Source organism: Methylophilus sp. Leaf414, assembly GCF_001425425.1.
Taxonomy (GTDB): domain Bacteria; phylum Pseudomonadota; class Gammaproteobacteria; order Burkholderiales; family Methylophilaceae; genus Methylophilus.
In genome coordinates this window covers 45,206-58,419 of the sequence record NZ_LMQQ01000006.1, presented here as the reverse complement: position 1 = coordinate 58,419, position 13,214 = coordinate 45,206, and the positions used below count along the sequence as shown (strand labels likewise).

The 13,214-nt window shown below is 48.9% G+C and carries 13 protein-coding genes; 7 read left to right on the top strand and 6 right to left on the bottom strand.

The genetic code is table 11. The annotated features are described in order from the left end of the window. Positions 1-83 precede the first annotated feature (83 nt). The gene (trmL, locus tag ASG24_RS13780; protein ID WP_055872218.1) at positions 84-548 is read left to right on the top strand and encodes a tRNA (uridine(34)/cytosine(34)/5-carboxymethylaminomethyluridine(34)-2'-O)-methyltransferase TrmL; all 465 of its coding nucleotides are present in this window, start codon (positions 84-86) and stop codon (positions 546-548) included. 249 nt (positions 549-797) lie between these two features. Continuing rightward, positions 798-2,966 (top strand): UvrD-helicase domain-containing protein, encoded by a 2,169-nt coding sequence (locus ASG24_RS13775; protein WP_055872217.1) that lies wholly within the window; start codon positions 798-800, stop codon positions 2,964-2,966. A gap of 99 nt (positions 2,967-3,065) precedes the next feature. On the opposite strand, the gene ASG24_RS13770 is transcribed toward ASG24_RS13775, so the two are convergent. The 4 genes from ASG24_RS13770 to ASG24_RS13755 form a co-directional block, all read right to left on the bottom strand. After that, the gene (locus tag ASG24_RS13770) at positions 3,066-3,857 is read right to left on the bottom strand and encodes a BPSS1780 family membrane protein (protein ID WP_055826975.1); all 792 of its coding nucleotides are present in this window, start codon (positions 3,855-3,857) and stop codon (positions 3,066-3,068) included. 21 nt (positions 3,858-3,878) lie between these two features. Then, positions 3,879-4,805, bottom strand: coding sequence for a homoserine kinase (locus ASG24_RS13765; RefSeq protein ID WP_055872216.1), 927 nt, complete (start codon positions 4,803-4,805; stop codon positions 3,879-3,881). A gap of 46 nt (positions 4,806-4,851) precedes the next feature. Further along, positions 4,852-5,193, bottom strand: coding sequence for a DUF2782 domain-containing protein (locus ASG24_RS13760; protein ID WP_055826982.1), 342 nt, complete (start codon positions 5,191-5,193; stop codon positions 4,852-4,854). Between the two features lie 157 nt (positions 5,194-5,350). Next, positions 5,351-6,076 carry a TIGR00730 family Rossman fold protein gene (locus ASG24_RS13755; RefSeq protein WP_055826985.1) on the bottom strand — a complete coding sequence of 242 codons (726 nt, stop codon included), beginning with the start codon at positions 6,074-6,076 and terminating at the stop codon, positions 5,351-5,353. A 276-nt stretch (positions 6,077-6,352) separates the two neighbouring features. Between ASG24_RS13755 and polA the strand changes: the two genes are divergently transcribed. The 5 genes from polA to ASG24_RS13730 all read left to right on the top strand — a co-directional run bounded on the left by polA (position 6,353) and on the right by ASG24_RS13730 (position 11,014). Then, a complete protein-coding gene (gene polA / locus ASG24_RS13750; protein ID WP_055872215.1) occupies positions 6,353-9,112 on the top strand; it encodes a DNA polymerase I in 2,760 nt (919 codons plus the stop codon). A gap of 56 nt (positions 9,113-9,168) precedes the next feature. Then, a complete protein-coding gene (locus ASG24_RS13745) occupies positions 9,169-9,387 on the top strand; it encodes a hypothetical protein (RefSeq protein WP_055872214.1) in 219 nt (72 codons plus the stop codon). 189 nt (positions 9,388-9,576) lie between these two features. After that, positions 9,577-9,816 (top strand): GlsB/YeaQ/YmgE family stress response membrane protein, encoded by a 240-nt coding sequence (locus ASG24_RS13740; protein WP_055826995.1) that lies wholly within the window; start codon positions 9,577-9,579, stop codon positions 9,814-9,816. 165 nt (positions 9,817-9,981) lie between these two features. Then, positions 9,982-10,722, top strand: coding sequence for a molybdopterin-binding protein (locus ASG24_RS13735; RefSeq protein ID WP_082488122.1), 741 nt, complete (start codon positions 9,982-9,984; stop codon positions 10,720-10,722). Positions 10,723-10,726: 4 nt separating this feature from the next. Continuing rightward, entirely contained in the window at positions 10,727-11,014 is a 288-nt protein-coding gene (locus ASG24_RS13730; RefSeq protein WP_082488124.1) for a YkgJ family cysteine cluster protein, read from the top strand. On the opposite strand, the gene lgt is transcribed toward ASG24_RS13730, so the two are convergent. Both lgt and ASG24_RS13720 read right to left on the bottom strand, forming a co-directional pair. Continuing rightward, entirely contained in the window at positions 10,999-11,790 is a 792-nt protein-coding gene (gene lgt / locus ASG24_RS13725) for a prolipoprotein diacylglyceryl transferase (protein ID WP_055827001.1), read from the bottom strand. The two genes, ASG24_RS13730 and lgt, sit on opposite strands and share 16 nt — an antisense overlap. 50 nt (positions 11,791-11,840) lie before the next feature. Continuing rightward, positions 11,841-13,139 carry an MFS transporter gene (locus ASG24_RS13720; protein ID WP_055872211.1) on the bottom strand — a complete coding sequence of 433 codons (1,299 nt, stop codon included), beginning with the start codon at positions 13,137-13,139 and terminating at the stop codon, positions 11,841-11,843. Between the last annotated feature and the right edge of the window lie 75 nt (positions 13,140-13,214).

Here is a 13,214-nt window from a genome sequence, read left to right as displayed (position 1 = left end):
CGTTTTAATTATTTATCTAGCTACTTTTCGTTCTATCATATCACCAACATTCTAATCCTACGTTTCTAAACAAACCGCTAAAAATGTTTCATATCGTGCTTTTTGAGCCAGAAATTCCTCCCAATACGGGAAATATCATACGTTTATGTGCCAATGCCGGGGCAAAACTGCATTTGGTTAAGCCTTTGGGCTTTGAGTTATCAGACAAACACCTCAAACGGGCCGGGCTGGATTATCACGAATATGCCGACTTAACCGTGCATGAAGATTGGGGCTCTTGCGCGCAGGCATTACAAGGTAAGCGACTATTCGCACTGACCACCAAGGGCAGCACGCGGCACTCCGATTTGCAGTATCAGGACGAAGATGTTTTTGTATTTGGCCCTGAATCCCGCGGATTGCCAGAAGACATCCGCGCCCAATTCGCACCTGAGCATCGTGTCAGGCTACCGATGCTGCCACATAGCAGAAGCTTAAATTTATCCAACTCTGCTGCCATCCTGTTGTACGAGGCATGGCGTCAGGTGGGTTTTCCGGGTGGAACATAAAAGGATTAAGTAACTACACCCAAAAAAAGAATAAAAAAAGCCCCGATTAAGGGGTAAATCGGGGCAACAGGCCTCATCGTAAAGGCTTCCGCTCAGGGAGGAAAGAAGCGGAAAGATGATTCATCATCATCGTACTTGTATGAGTACGCACTATTTAGAAAGTTCACAAGAATTTATTTATGCTCATGAATATCAATTTCAGCTTGCAGTGTTCTCTGCTGAATTGCATCAGCATGCGATAATAATGACATGCAATCTGAAATCGATTTATTACAGGGCCTGAACGACAAACAACTGCAAGCGGTCACCCTGCCGCATGTATCGGCGCTTATTCTGGCAGGCGCAGGCAGCGGCAAGACGCGGGTGCTGACTACCCGCATTGCCTGGCTGATTCAAACCGGACAGACTTCACCCATGGGTATTATGGCGGTGACCTTTACCAACAAAGCCGCCAAAGAAATGCTGACGCGCCTGACCAGCATGCTGCCGATTAACACGCGTGGCATGTGGGCAGGCACGTTTCATGGCTTGTGTAACCGCATGCTGCGCGCCCATTACCGTGAAGCCAGGTTACCCAGCACTTTCCAGATTCTGGATACCGCCGACCAGCTTTCTGCCATCAAACGCGTGATGAAAGTCATGAATGTGGACGACGAGAAATATCCACCAAAGCAAGTGATGGGCTATATCAATGGCTGCAAGGAAGAAGGTTTACGGGCAGATGCAGTGGAAGCCTATGATGGCCATAGCCAGAAACTGCGGGAGATTTATGCCGCTTATGACCAGCAGTGCAATCGTGATGGCGTGACCGACTTTGCAGAACTGCTGTTGCGTTGCTATGAGTTATTACAGCGCGAACCGCACATCCGCGCACATTACCAGCAGCGCTTTCAATATATTCTGGTGGACGAGTTTCAGGACACCAACCGCTTGCAATATCTATGGTTAAAACTGTTGGGCGGCGCGCACAACAGTATTTTTGCCGTGGGTGATGATGACCAGAGTATCTACGCTTTCCGTGGCGCACGGGTTGGCAATATGTCCGACTTCCAGCGCGAGTTTCAAGTGGAAAACATCGTTAAGCTGGAAGAAAACTACCGTTCGCATAGCAATATTCTTGATGCAGCGAACGCGATTATTACCAACAACACTAATCGACTAGGCAAGAATTTATGGACCTCCGCTGGCAAGGGCGAGCCTATCCGTATCTACGAAGCTTATAACGATACTGATGAATCCCAATTTATTGTGGATGAAGTGAATATGCTGCAAAACGAAGGCGTAGCATTGGGCGACATCGCCTTGCTATACCGCAGTAATGCGCAGTCACGTATCTTGGAACATTCACTGTTCTCGGCCAATATTCCTTATCGCGTCTATGGTGGCTTGCGCTTTTTTGAGCGCGCTGAAGTCAAACATGCGCTAGCTTATATGCGCCTGATCGCCAATGCCAACGACGATACCGCTTTGTTACGCATTATCAATTTCCCACCGCGTGGCATTGGTGCCCGCGGTCTTGAGCAGCTGCAAGAAGCCGCACGCCAGAACGAATGCAGCTTGTGGCAGGCAGCCACCAACAAAGTGGGCGAAGGCACATTAGGTGGCAAAGGGATTGATGGTTTTGTGGCTTTGATCCGCCATATGATAGACCAGACCTACGGCATCACCCTCGGTGAAACAGCAGAAATGGTCACTACCTTGAGTGGCCTGATGGCGCATTATCAAAATGACAAAGAGGGTGAAGAGCGCGTAGAAAACTTGCAGGAATTAGTCACTGCTGCGGTCGCATTCAGTAATCGGGATTTGGGCAATCACCATAATATGGAAGAAGATGCTGACCTGATGACCCAGTTTCTGAACCATGCCAGCCTTGAAGCTGGCGACCATCAGGCAGATGTTGGCCATGAAGCATTGCAACTGATGACGGTACACGCGGCTAAAGGCTTAGAGTTTCACAGCGTATTCATCTGCGGTGTTGAAGAAGGCCTGTTTCCGCATGAACAGTCTGCCTATGAAAATGGCGGCCTGGAAGAAGAGCGCCGCCTGATGTATGTCGCGGTCACCCGCGCCCGCCAGCGTCTATATTTAAGTCATGCGCAAAGCCGCATGCTGCATGGACAAGTGCGCTATGGCATTGCCTCACGTTTTATCGACGAGATCCCGGAAGAACTCACCAAACGGCTTAACAGCAAGCCGGCAGCCAAATCGTATGCCACGGGAGGCCAATACACGCCGGCAAAAAGCACGCAAGCGAGTTATCCTTTTAAAATCGGCCAAAGCGTGCGTCACAACAAGTTTGGCGAAGGTGTAGTGGTCAGCTATGAAGGAAATGCCAACGATCTGGCAGTAAAAGTCAATTTTGGCAGTGCAGGATTGAAAACGTTAATGCTGGAATACGCCAAGCTGGAAAAAATATAACTATCCATGTCATTAGCGAAGCATTGATTAAGGAAATATATGTGAGCAACAAATAAAAAACGCCTGTAGCGGACAGGCGTTTTTTATTATTTAATTTTGTTATGCGTGTATCACTGGCGCGGCTTTGAATACATCTTTATAACTGATATATTGAAATGCGAACATCAAGGCATTAATCACCAGCAAAGCAGCGAATACCAGTAATGGCATCAGCAATTCAGCAAGCATGGGTATCAATGCGCCTAAAATCCCTATCACCAGGCCTAATCCCAGCATCACCACCAGCATGCCTAATGTCATCACCAGCCAGGATACACCCATGGGCATGGTGTATTTCAGCATGCCAGCAATGCTGGATTTAATGGCTTTTGGCAAATCGTAGCCGTTCAAGGCAATCAGCATCGGTGAGAACCAGGTAGCGATAAATAAAGGTAGCAATAAAAGAAGTACTTTCACCACAAATGACAGGGTATTTTCCAAAAACTGTGTCATTTGCGATTCACTCATGCCTGCCTTGGTTGGCGCATGTGCTACCAGGTCAGCCAGCTCGCTGCTGAGCAAATAAGTCGCCAGCACCGCATAAATCAGGCAGCTGACGCCAAGTAATACCAGCGTTTTGAAATGCGTTTGCAGTTGTTGCCAGACAATGCGTGGCGCCATTTCCCCTTGCAGATCTACCTGACGATAGAGCAAGACAACAAATGCCATGCAAGCTGGCCAGATCACTACTGAGAGCAAGCCGAGAAAGCCAAGCAAAGGCAGTGACGGCAGCACCATGAAAATCACGATATAGGCGAGCGACCATAGCATCCAGACATGTGGCTGCGTTTTAAACAAGGCCAGACTTTCACGCACCCAGCGTAAGCCCTGTTGGGTTCCGGTTTCTGTCATGACTCTCCCTTTTTAATATTTTTAATTTAAAGCTTTACGGTTAAGCAACACGCGTTCAAAATGCGCCGGATCTTTGGCATGCGTCAGCTCACCGGCCACTGGATAGTGAAAATCATACAGGCGGGATAACCAGAAACGCAAGGCAGCACGTCGTAGCAATGCAGGCCAATATGTTTTTTCGGCAGGTGTAAATGCGCGCACTGATTGGTAGGCATTCATAAACACGGCTAGCTTTTCATCCACAAATGCGCCTGTCGCATCCACACACCATTCATTCACGGCAATCGCAACGTCATACGCCAGCACATCATGGCATGCATAGTAAAAATCGATAAAGCCGCCCAGGTTGTCACCATCAAATAGCACGTTATCGCGGAACAGGTCACCATGGATGACCCCATGCGGAAGCTCGGATAAATCCAGGCCATGCTGAAACTCTAGCTCTTCCTGCAATAAATGTTGCTGTACCGGTGCCAGTTTTGGCATGACCTGCTGTGCAGTCATCACGCGCCAGCCTTGCCCACGCTGGTTGTGTGATTGATCATTGAAATCCAGTCCGGCAAAATGCATGCGCGCCAAGGTGAGCGCCACTGCCTCGATCTGCGCCAGATTAGGGTTACTGACATCACTGCCTTTGAGGCAACTCACCATTAAGGCAGGTTTGCCGTGAATACGGTGTAAGGCTACGCCATTGCTATCTGTGATCGGCCTCGGGCATAACACACCATGCCGTGACAGGTGCGCAAGCAAATGCACAAAATACGGCAGCTCATCGAAATCATTTTTTTCGAACACTGTCAGCACAAAGCGCGCATCGCTGGTCTCGACAAAATAATTGGTATTAGTGATACCAGCAGCGATGCCACGCAAAGTCTGCAATTCGCCAATATCAAAAGGCGCCAGCCACTCGCGCACTTCTTCCAAACTCAGGGTGGTAAAAACAGACATGTGATTTACAGGTCCGCCCATTTCGGGCAGACCTCAAAGATTATGATTAGAAACGGAACAGTGTCCACTTAGGTACTGATAGAGGTCGGGTCGGGCCATCATTCACCCAGTCACCATTGCGGTCTTCACGGTGCAAATAATAAGGCTTACCACTCGGCGGCGTAACTTTTACCATATATACATCGCCATTAATGCTATATTCCTCAATCTCATTTTCGCCATCTTTACGTTTGTTTATAGTCGGTTGGTCAATCGGCTGACCTTCAATGATTTTAGGAGGTGACGGTACTTCATCCAGGAGTTCTGCATTCGCAGGCGCTGCCCAGGCCGGCATCGCAAAACCGGCAGCACAAACCACTGCTAGCAAGAAACGGGAAAAATCACGCATGGAAAACTCCTTAGTTATTGGTTGCTATTCTAGCAAAAAGCCGCTTGTCAGCGACCATTGCAAGCACAATAACAAAAATAAATATCCCAGAAAAATATATAGTTGGGACAAACAAGCAATAACCATGCATTCAACTGCATGGTTAAAACTCAATACCTTATAAATAAAGCTGCATTTTGCGTTCAGCCGGGGTCAGTTCAAAACCGGTAGTTTCATAATGTTTGAAGATAGCATCCACAATTTGCTGTGGTTCATCTATGAGCTGGATTAAATCCATATCCGCTTCAGACGCCATACCCTCAGCGACCAATGTGTTGCGTAGCCAATCGATCAGTCCCGACCAATACTGGCTACCCACCAGAATAATGGGCAGCTTGCGGGTCTTCCCGGTTTGCACCAGCGTAATCGCTTCCATCAACTCATCCAGCGTGCCAAAGCCACCCGGCATCACTACAAAAGCACTGGCATACTTCACGAACATCACTTTGCGCATAAAGAAATACTTGAAGCTGATGCCGATATCCTGGTAAGGGTTGCCATGTTGCTCAAACGGTAAGCGGATGTTCAAACCCACGCTGGCACCACGTCCGGGGAAGGCGCCTTTATTAGCCGCTTCCATTATGCCCGGGCCGCCTCCTGAGAGCACGCTAAAGCCGGAATCTGACAGTAATCTTGCGATTTCTTCAGTCTGTTGATAATAAGGATGATCCGGCTTAGTCCGCGCACTGCCGAAAATGGAAACAGCAGGCATGATTGCCTTGAGATTTTCGGTGGCCCCTACAAATTCAGCCATAATCTCAAAGGCATGCCAGGATTCATGACTAGCATCAGCGCCATTGAGCAATTCCGGTTCTACCATGCTCGGCAGCTTTTGGTTATTCATACTACTGTCCTTCAAAACTCAAACAAAAATTAGTGTACATGAAGTCGCTTTGAATTGCGTAAAATACGCCATTGAATTAAGGATTCAAGTAACCAATTTTTAAGCTGGAAGCCATACGCATAGATCGTTGTAACCGATATGGTGATAAAGCGAGATTGCCGGTACCGCGCAGAGGCCTGCTCCTTGAATCCTGAATCCTTTACTTGATACCTTTTAACAAGCTTTATTCAATCAACGACACTGCATGCAGATTGAACAAGACATGAGAATACAACAATGAAAACCCTGCTTTTGGTAGACGGCTCCAGTTATCTTTACCGTGCCTTTCACGCCATGCCCGATTTGCGCAATTCAGCTAACGAACCAGTAGGCGCCATCCAGGGCGTATTAAATATGCTGCGCCGCCTGCATAAAGATTACCCTTCTGAATATAGCGCCTGCGTGTTCGATGCCAAAGGCAAAACTTTCCGCGATGATTTGTATCCTGAATACAAAGCCAACAGGGTCAGCATGCCGGATGATTTGCGGGTGCAGATTGAGCCTTTATATGAAACCATACGCGCCATGGGCTGGCCGCTGATTATTGAAGATGGCGTAGAAGCGGATGACGTGATCGGAGCACTGGCAAAGCAGGCAGAAAAAGAAGGCATTAAAACTATTATCTCTACCGGCGATAAAGATATCACCCAGCTGGTGAATGAGCACATTACCGTGGTCAACACCATGCGCGACGCCTTCCGCAAAACGGATGACGTGCTGGATGTAGCAGGCGTGGAAAACAAGTTTGGCATCCCGCCAAGCAAGATTATTGATTACCTGATTCTGGTGGGGGACACCTCGGATAACGTGCCTGGCGTTGAAAAAGTAGGCCCCAAAACCGCTGTAAAATGGCTGACAGAGTATGGCTCACTTGACAACATCGTCGCCAATGCAGACAACATCAAGGGCGTGGTCGGCGATAACCTGCGTAAAGCCCTGCCCTGGCTACCAACAGCGCGTGAATTAATCACTATCCGCTGTGACGTGGGCGTGTGCGAACATTTTGATGACCTGATTCAACAGGCACCTGATATAGAAAAACTTCATAGCCTGTTTGACCATTTTGAATTCCGCACCTGGAAGCGCGAGCTGGACAAATTAGCTGACGGTTCGACCTCCAGCGCTGCTCCTGCCACATTGCCACCGACATCAGCACCAATTGCAGCAAAAAATGATTATGTGCCCGACACCCGCCGGCAGTACCAGGTGGTTTTAACAGAGGCTGAGCTGGATAGCTGGATAGCGCGTTTACAACAGGCAGAGCTGGTATGTTTTGATACCGAAACCACATCGCTAGATCCGCTACAGGCAAAAATTGTCGGTGTGTCATTCAGTGTCACACCCGGCGAAGCGGCCTATGTGCCACTAACGCATGATTACTTTGATGCGCCTGCCCAACTGCCGTTAAATATCACTTTGGATAAATTGAAGCCGATTCTGGAAAGTTCGGCGATTAAAAAAGTCGGGCAGAATCTTAAATACGACATGCATGTACTGGCGAATCACGACATACAGCTGCAAGGCGTTGCTCACGATACGCTGTTGCAATCCTATGTATTCGAGAGCCATAAAGGCCACGGCATGGATGAACTGAGTGAGCGTCATCTGGGCATCACACCTATCCCGTTTGAGGCGGTAGCCGGCAAAGGTGCCAAGCAAGTGAGCTTTAACCAGGTGACGGTTGAACAAGCCACCGAGTATTCAGCAGAAGATGCTGATATCACGCTGCAACTGCACCGTGCGCTTTACCCGCAAGTGGCAGAGTCCACAAAACTGGACTTTATCTATACACAGATAGAAATGCCGAGCATGCTGGCCTTGCAACGCATGGAGCGCCACGGCGTATTGATCGACAGCCATATGCTGAACCGCCAAAGCAATGAAATCGGCCTGCGATTGATGGAACTGGAAAAACAAGCTTACGAACTGGCAGGACAACCGTTCAACCTGGGCAGCCCCAAACAGTTACAGGAAATCCTGTTTGGCAAATTAGGCATCAAGCCCTTGAAAAAAACACCTTCCGGCGTGCCTTCCACCGATGAGGATGTATTGCAGGAACTGGCGCTGGATTACCCCTTGCCTAAAGTGCTTCTGGAATACCGCGGCCTGGCAAAACTTAAGTCCACCTATACCGACAAATTGCCCAAAATGATCAATCCTCAAACCGGGCGCGTGCACACCAACTACAACCAGGCAGTAGCAATCACCGGCCGCCTGGCAAGTAGTGATCCTAATTTGCAGAACATTCCGGTACGCACTGCCGAAGGCCGCCGCATCCGTGAAGCGTTTATCGCATCAACCGGCAGCCATATCGTGTCGGCTGACTATTCGCAAATTGAGCTGCGTATCATGGCCCACCTTTCACGGGATGCCGGTATGTTGAGCGCCTTTGCCAACAACGAAGATATTCATCGTGCAACTGCAGCAGAAATTTTTGGCGTAGCCAAAGAAGCAGTGGATAACGAACAACGCCGTTATGCCAAAGTGATTAATTTCGGCCTGATTTATGGCATGAGCGCATTCGGACTCGCGCAAAACCTTAATATCGAGCGTAGCGCGGCACAAAGCTATATTGAGCGCTACTTTGCCCGTTATCCGGGCGTGCGTCAGTACATGAGCGAAACACGTGAACTGGCCAAACAGCAAGGTTATGTTGAAACTATTTTTGGCCGCAGATTATGGGTACCTGAAATCAACAGTGCCAATGGTAACCGTCGTGCCGGTGCTGAACGCGCGGCGATTAACGCGCCTATGCAAGGCACGGCCGCTGACCTGATCAAACTGGCGATGATTGCGGTGGATAAATGGCTGTTCGAAGAAAAACTGCAAACCAAACTGATTATGCAGGTACACGATGAGCTGGTGCTGGAAGTACCGGATACCGAACTCGAGCTGGTCAAACAGCAATTACCGTTACTCATGCAAAGTGTCGCCACGCTGGATGTTCCACTGCTGGCAGAGGTTGGCATCGGTTGCAATTGGGAAAGTGCACATTAGGCATTATGCATATGTTAAGGTAATGCTTCATTTAACTAAAAATAGGGGCATATCACATGAAATCATCTCTTGTTATCGGCATTATCTTGATTGCGCTGGGCGCAGCAGGCTTGTTTTACAAAGGTTTTAGCTATGAAAGCAAAGAGACTGTCGCCAAAATTGGTTCCCTGGAAGCCAGCGCTGATGTCACTAAAGATGTAGAAATTCCACAAGTGCTGAGCATTATTCTGATTGTTGCCGGTGCCGCGATTGTAGTGGTGGGCCTGAAAAAATAATCTGTTCAGTACATGTTCATAACAACAGCCGTTTTAGAACAAGCATTAAAAGGTAATCTGGAAGAAGGTAAAAACGCTATCAGTCTTTTCTGACAGGTTTTTCCTACAAATTCTGACAGATTGCAAAGCCTACACAGATTACTATGGCATTTCTTGACAACGTTTGATAACAACAATTAGGGAGCGGTTATGATTTGGACTATCGTGGTTGGCATTATTGCAGGTTGGTTGGCTGGTTTAATCATGAAAGGTGACGGCTATGGTTTGATCTGGGATTTGATCCTGGGTATTGCCGGTGCAGTTGTGGGTAGCTGGCTATTTGGTTTATTGGGTTTGAGTGCTAGCGGCGGCTTGATTGGCAGTATTATCGTAGCTACTATCGGTGCGGTATTCCTGATCTTCCTATCACGTGCATTGCGAAAAGCCTAGCATTTAACTTTTAGCTTTACACCAAAATGGCGGTGACTGAAAAGTCATCGCCATTTTCTATTCCTTCACAATATCCTGGATATTACCTATCACCATAATCATCAGTGATGTCCAAACACAGTCAACGGTATAATAATCACTTTCAAACTCACAACTTTGCCGATTATGCCGTCCTTTGGAATCTATATTATTGGCGATGAAATATTGTCAGGTAAGCGGCAGGACGCGCATCTCAGTAAGGTCATTGCACTACTTTCAGCACGCGGGTTGCCATTAAGCTGGGCTTACTTTATCGCGGATATTCCCGAGCAAATTACCAGTCATTTAAAAGCCAGCATGGCGCGCGGCGATATCGTATTCAGTTTTGGCGGCATAGGCGCTACGCCGGATGACCATACCCGGCAATGTGCCGCGGAAGCAGCCGGCGTGATGATTGAGCGGCACCCAGGCGCTGTTGCCAACATTGAGGAGCGTTATGGTGCAAGTGCTTATCCTAAACGGGTCTTAATGGCTGACTTCCCTCAAGGGTGCGAACTCATTCCCAACCCAATTAATCAAGTGGCCGGATTCAGCATCAACCAGCATTATTTTGTGCCGGGCTTTCCTGAAATGGCCCACCCGATGGTTGAGTGGGTGCTCGAGACTTACTACAGACATTTATTCCATACGCTGGATCATCTGGAACAGGCAATTGTTGTGACTGAGGCTGGTGAAAGTGATTTGATCGATTTGATGAATCACATGCTGGCGCAGTATCCCGCGCTCAAGCTATTCAGCTTGCCACGCACCAATCAACGAAGGACTACCGAAGTAGGCATGAAAGGTGAAAGCTTGCTAGTTAAACAGGCCATGCTTGACCTCAAGGCGGGTGTTTCCGCGCTGGGATACCCTTGGGTGGATGTGTAGCAAAATGAACTGCCGTCCTCAATGTGGCGCATGTTGCATAGCACCTTCTATCCACAGCCCGATTCCTGGCATGCCGAATGGCAAACCAGCCGGCACCCCCTGCATTCAACTGGATGAAGATTTCCGCTGCAAATTATTTGGCAAGCCGGAACGCCCGGCTTTTTGTGGAGGTCTACAACCTGATGTTGAAATGTGTGGCGATGCGCAGCAAGCGCGTACGTATGCCATCAACTGGTTGAGTGCGCTTGAGCTGGCGACGAGGCCAGACTCAAAACATCAAGGCTTGCGATAAGCCCAGCGCAACATGGCCAGGCCAACCAGAATCATGGGGATGCATAGCCATTGACCCATGCTTAATCCTAGTGACAACAAACCCAAGAAGCTATCCGGCTCACGCGTGAATTCGACAAGGAAGCGGAAGCAGCCATAGCTTAGCAAAAACACCGCTGATACCGCACCTATGGGACGTTTTTTGCCGGCAAACACCCACAGGATCAAGAACATCGCTACGCCCTCCAGTGCAAACTCATAAAGTTGTGAAGGATGACGCGCAAGTGTATCCACTTGCGGGAACACCATACCCCAATCTGATTGTGTGGGTCTTCCCCAAAGCTCACCATTGATAAAGTTACCCAAACGGCCAGCACCTAAGCCAATCGGTACCAGTGGTGCGACAAAATCCATTAATTGCAGCCAGATCACACCACGCTTGCGCGCGAATAATGCCATTGCCACCATCACGCCAATAAAACCACCATGGAAAGACATGCCGCCTTGCCACAGGGCGAATATCTCAAGTGGGTGTTGCAGGAAATACAGTGGCTGATAAAACAGCACATAGCCTAAGCGGCCACCTAGCACGACACCCAGCGCGATATAAAACAACATATCGTCAGGATCTTTGTGCTGCCAGGGAGAATTAGGGTCAATCTTTTTCAGGCGTTTAACCTGGTATTGCCCCAGCCAAAGTCCACCAAAAAAGCCCACCAGGTACATGAGACCATACCAATGGATACCAAAACTGCCGATTTGCAACGCGATAGGGTTAAATCCGGGGTGGATGAACATACTCAAATAGGGCTGTGATTTAAAAAGTGCATTATACCTGCTGAATACGTTCAGTCATGCCGGGTAAATCGTATGGGTTTCATTTGCCATACAGCCAGTATGCTGATGGCTGCCATAACGGACATATAAAACCCTACCCACGGTAATCCACCCTGCTGTACTAAAAACTGGGCCACTGCTGGCGCAAATGAAGCGCCAAGAATACCGCCCAGCTGGTAAGCCAAACCGGCGCCGCTGTAGCGAACGGCCACGGGAAATTGCTCGGGCAGGAATGCGCCCATAGGGGCGAATGTCACGCCCATTAAAAATAGTGCTAAAAAAAGAAACAACACGATCAATACCAGATTGCCACTTGCGAAAGTGGGCGCTAGCGTGAAGCCTAATCCTAGCGCCATCAACTGGCCACTCATCAATACCGGGCGCCTGCCGACACGATCGGCCCACCAAGCGGCAAGGGGTGTCGCCACTGCCATGCCAATCACTGCGATGCATAACATGCCAAGGAATACGGGGCGTGCAATATGCAATGCCTGCGTGCCATAGCTCAAACAAAAAACAGTGGCCGTGTAAAACAGGTGATAGAACACTCCCATTGCCAGAGCTCCCAGCACAATCGCCTTGCCGTGTTGCAAGATCAATGTTTTAAGTGGCCAGCGATGAATATGCTGTTCTGACTTGGCTTGTGCAAAGGCTGGTGTTTCTGCCAATTTGAATCTGACATACAACCCTACCATCACCAGCGCTGCACTAATGATAAATGGCACCCGCCAACCCCAAACTACAAACTGGGCTTCTGTCAGGCCCAGACTTAAACCCAGAAACGTCAGTGTTGCCAGTAAAAATCCGATTGAAGGCCCTAACTGTGGAAACATGCCATACCAGCCACGCTTACCTTCCGGTGCATATTCCGTTGCCAGCAATGCAGCACCGGCCCATTCGCCGCCCAAGCCTAGCCCCTGGCCAAAACGCAACAAGCAAAGTAACACCGGCGCCCATACGCCCAATGTGTCGTAACCGGGTAATAAACCTATTAAAAAAGTGGAAGCGCCCATCACCAGCAACGACGCTGCCAGTGTAGATTTACGCCCGATTCTGTCGCCAAAATGCCCGAACAATAATGCGCCCAAGGGACGCGCGATAAATGCCAGGCCGAAAGTTAGCAAAGCATTTAAAGATTGTATGGCCGGAGCACTGGCAGGAAAAAACACTTCCCCGATCACTAGGGCTGCCGCCATCGCATAGATATAAAAATCATAAAACTCTATGGCCGTGCCAATAAAACTGGCAAAGGCAATGCGTGCCATTGATGGTGAGTTGACGGATGGTAAAGTGGTGGATGGCGAATGCATGGCGCCATCTTAAGTGGGCTACACGCTTTTGCAAAGCAGCAAACAAAAAACCGGGTAGCGATTTCCCGCTATCCC

Bases quoted from the DNA above. Each gene is read 5' to 3' on its own strand.
- trmL (WP_055872218.1), top strand. From the start codon at position 84: ATGTTTCATATCGTGCTTTTTGAGCCAGAAATTCCTCCCAATACGGGA.
- ASG24_RS13775 (WP_055872217.1), top strand. From the start codon at position 798: ATGCAATCTGAAATCGATTTATTACAGGGCCTGAACGACAAACAACTG.
- ASG24_RS13770 (WP_055826975.1), bottom strand. From the start codon at position 3,857: ATGACAGAAACCGGAACCCAACAGGGCTTACGCTGGGTGCGTGAAAGT.
- ASG24_RS13765 (WP_055872216.1), bottom strand. From the start codon at position 4,805: ATGTCTGTTTTTACCACCCTGAGTTTGGAAGAAGTGCGCGAGTGGCTG.
- ASG24_RS13760 (WP_055826982.1), bottom strand. From the start codon at position 5,193: ATGCGTGATTTTTCCCGTTTCTTGCTAGCAGTGGTTTGTGCTGCCGGT.
- ASG24_RS13755 (WP_055826985.1), bottom strand. From the start codon at position 6,076: ATGAATAACCAAAAGCTGCCGAGCATGGTAGAACCGGAATTGCTCAAT.
- polA (WP_055872215.1), top strand. From the start codon at position 6,353: ATGAAAACCCTGCTTTTGGTAGACGGCTCCAGTTATCTTTACCGTGCC.
- ASG24_RS13745 (WP_055872214.1), top strand. From the start codon at position 9,169: ATGAAATCATCTCTTGTTATCGGCATTATCTTGATTGCGCTGGGCGCA.
- ASG24_RS13740 (WP_055826995.1), top strand. From the start codon at position 9,577: ATGATTTGGACTATCGTGGTTGGCATTATTGCAGGTTGGTTGGCTGGT.
- ASG24_RS13735 (WP_082488122.1), top strand. From the start codon at position 9,982: ATGCCGTCCTTTGGAATCTATATTATTGGCGATGAAATATTGTCAGGT.
- ASG24_RS13730 (WP_082488124.1), top strand. From the start codon at position 10,727: ATGAACTGCCGTCCTCAATGTGGCGCATGTTGCATAGCACCTTCTATC.
- lgt (WP_055827001.1), bottom strand. From the start codon at position 11,790: ATGTTCATCCACCCCGGATTTAACCCTATCGCGTTGCAAATCGGCAGT.
- ASG24_RS13720 (WP_055872211.1), bottom strand. From the start codon at position 13,139: ATGCATTCGCCATCCACCACTTTACCATCCGTCAACTCACCATCAATG.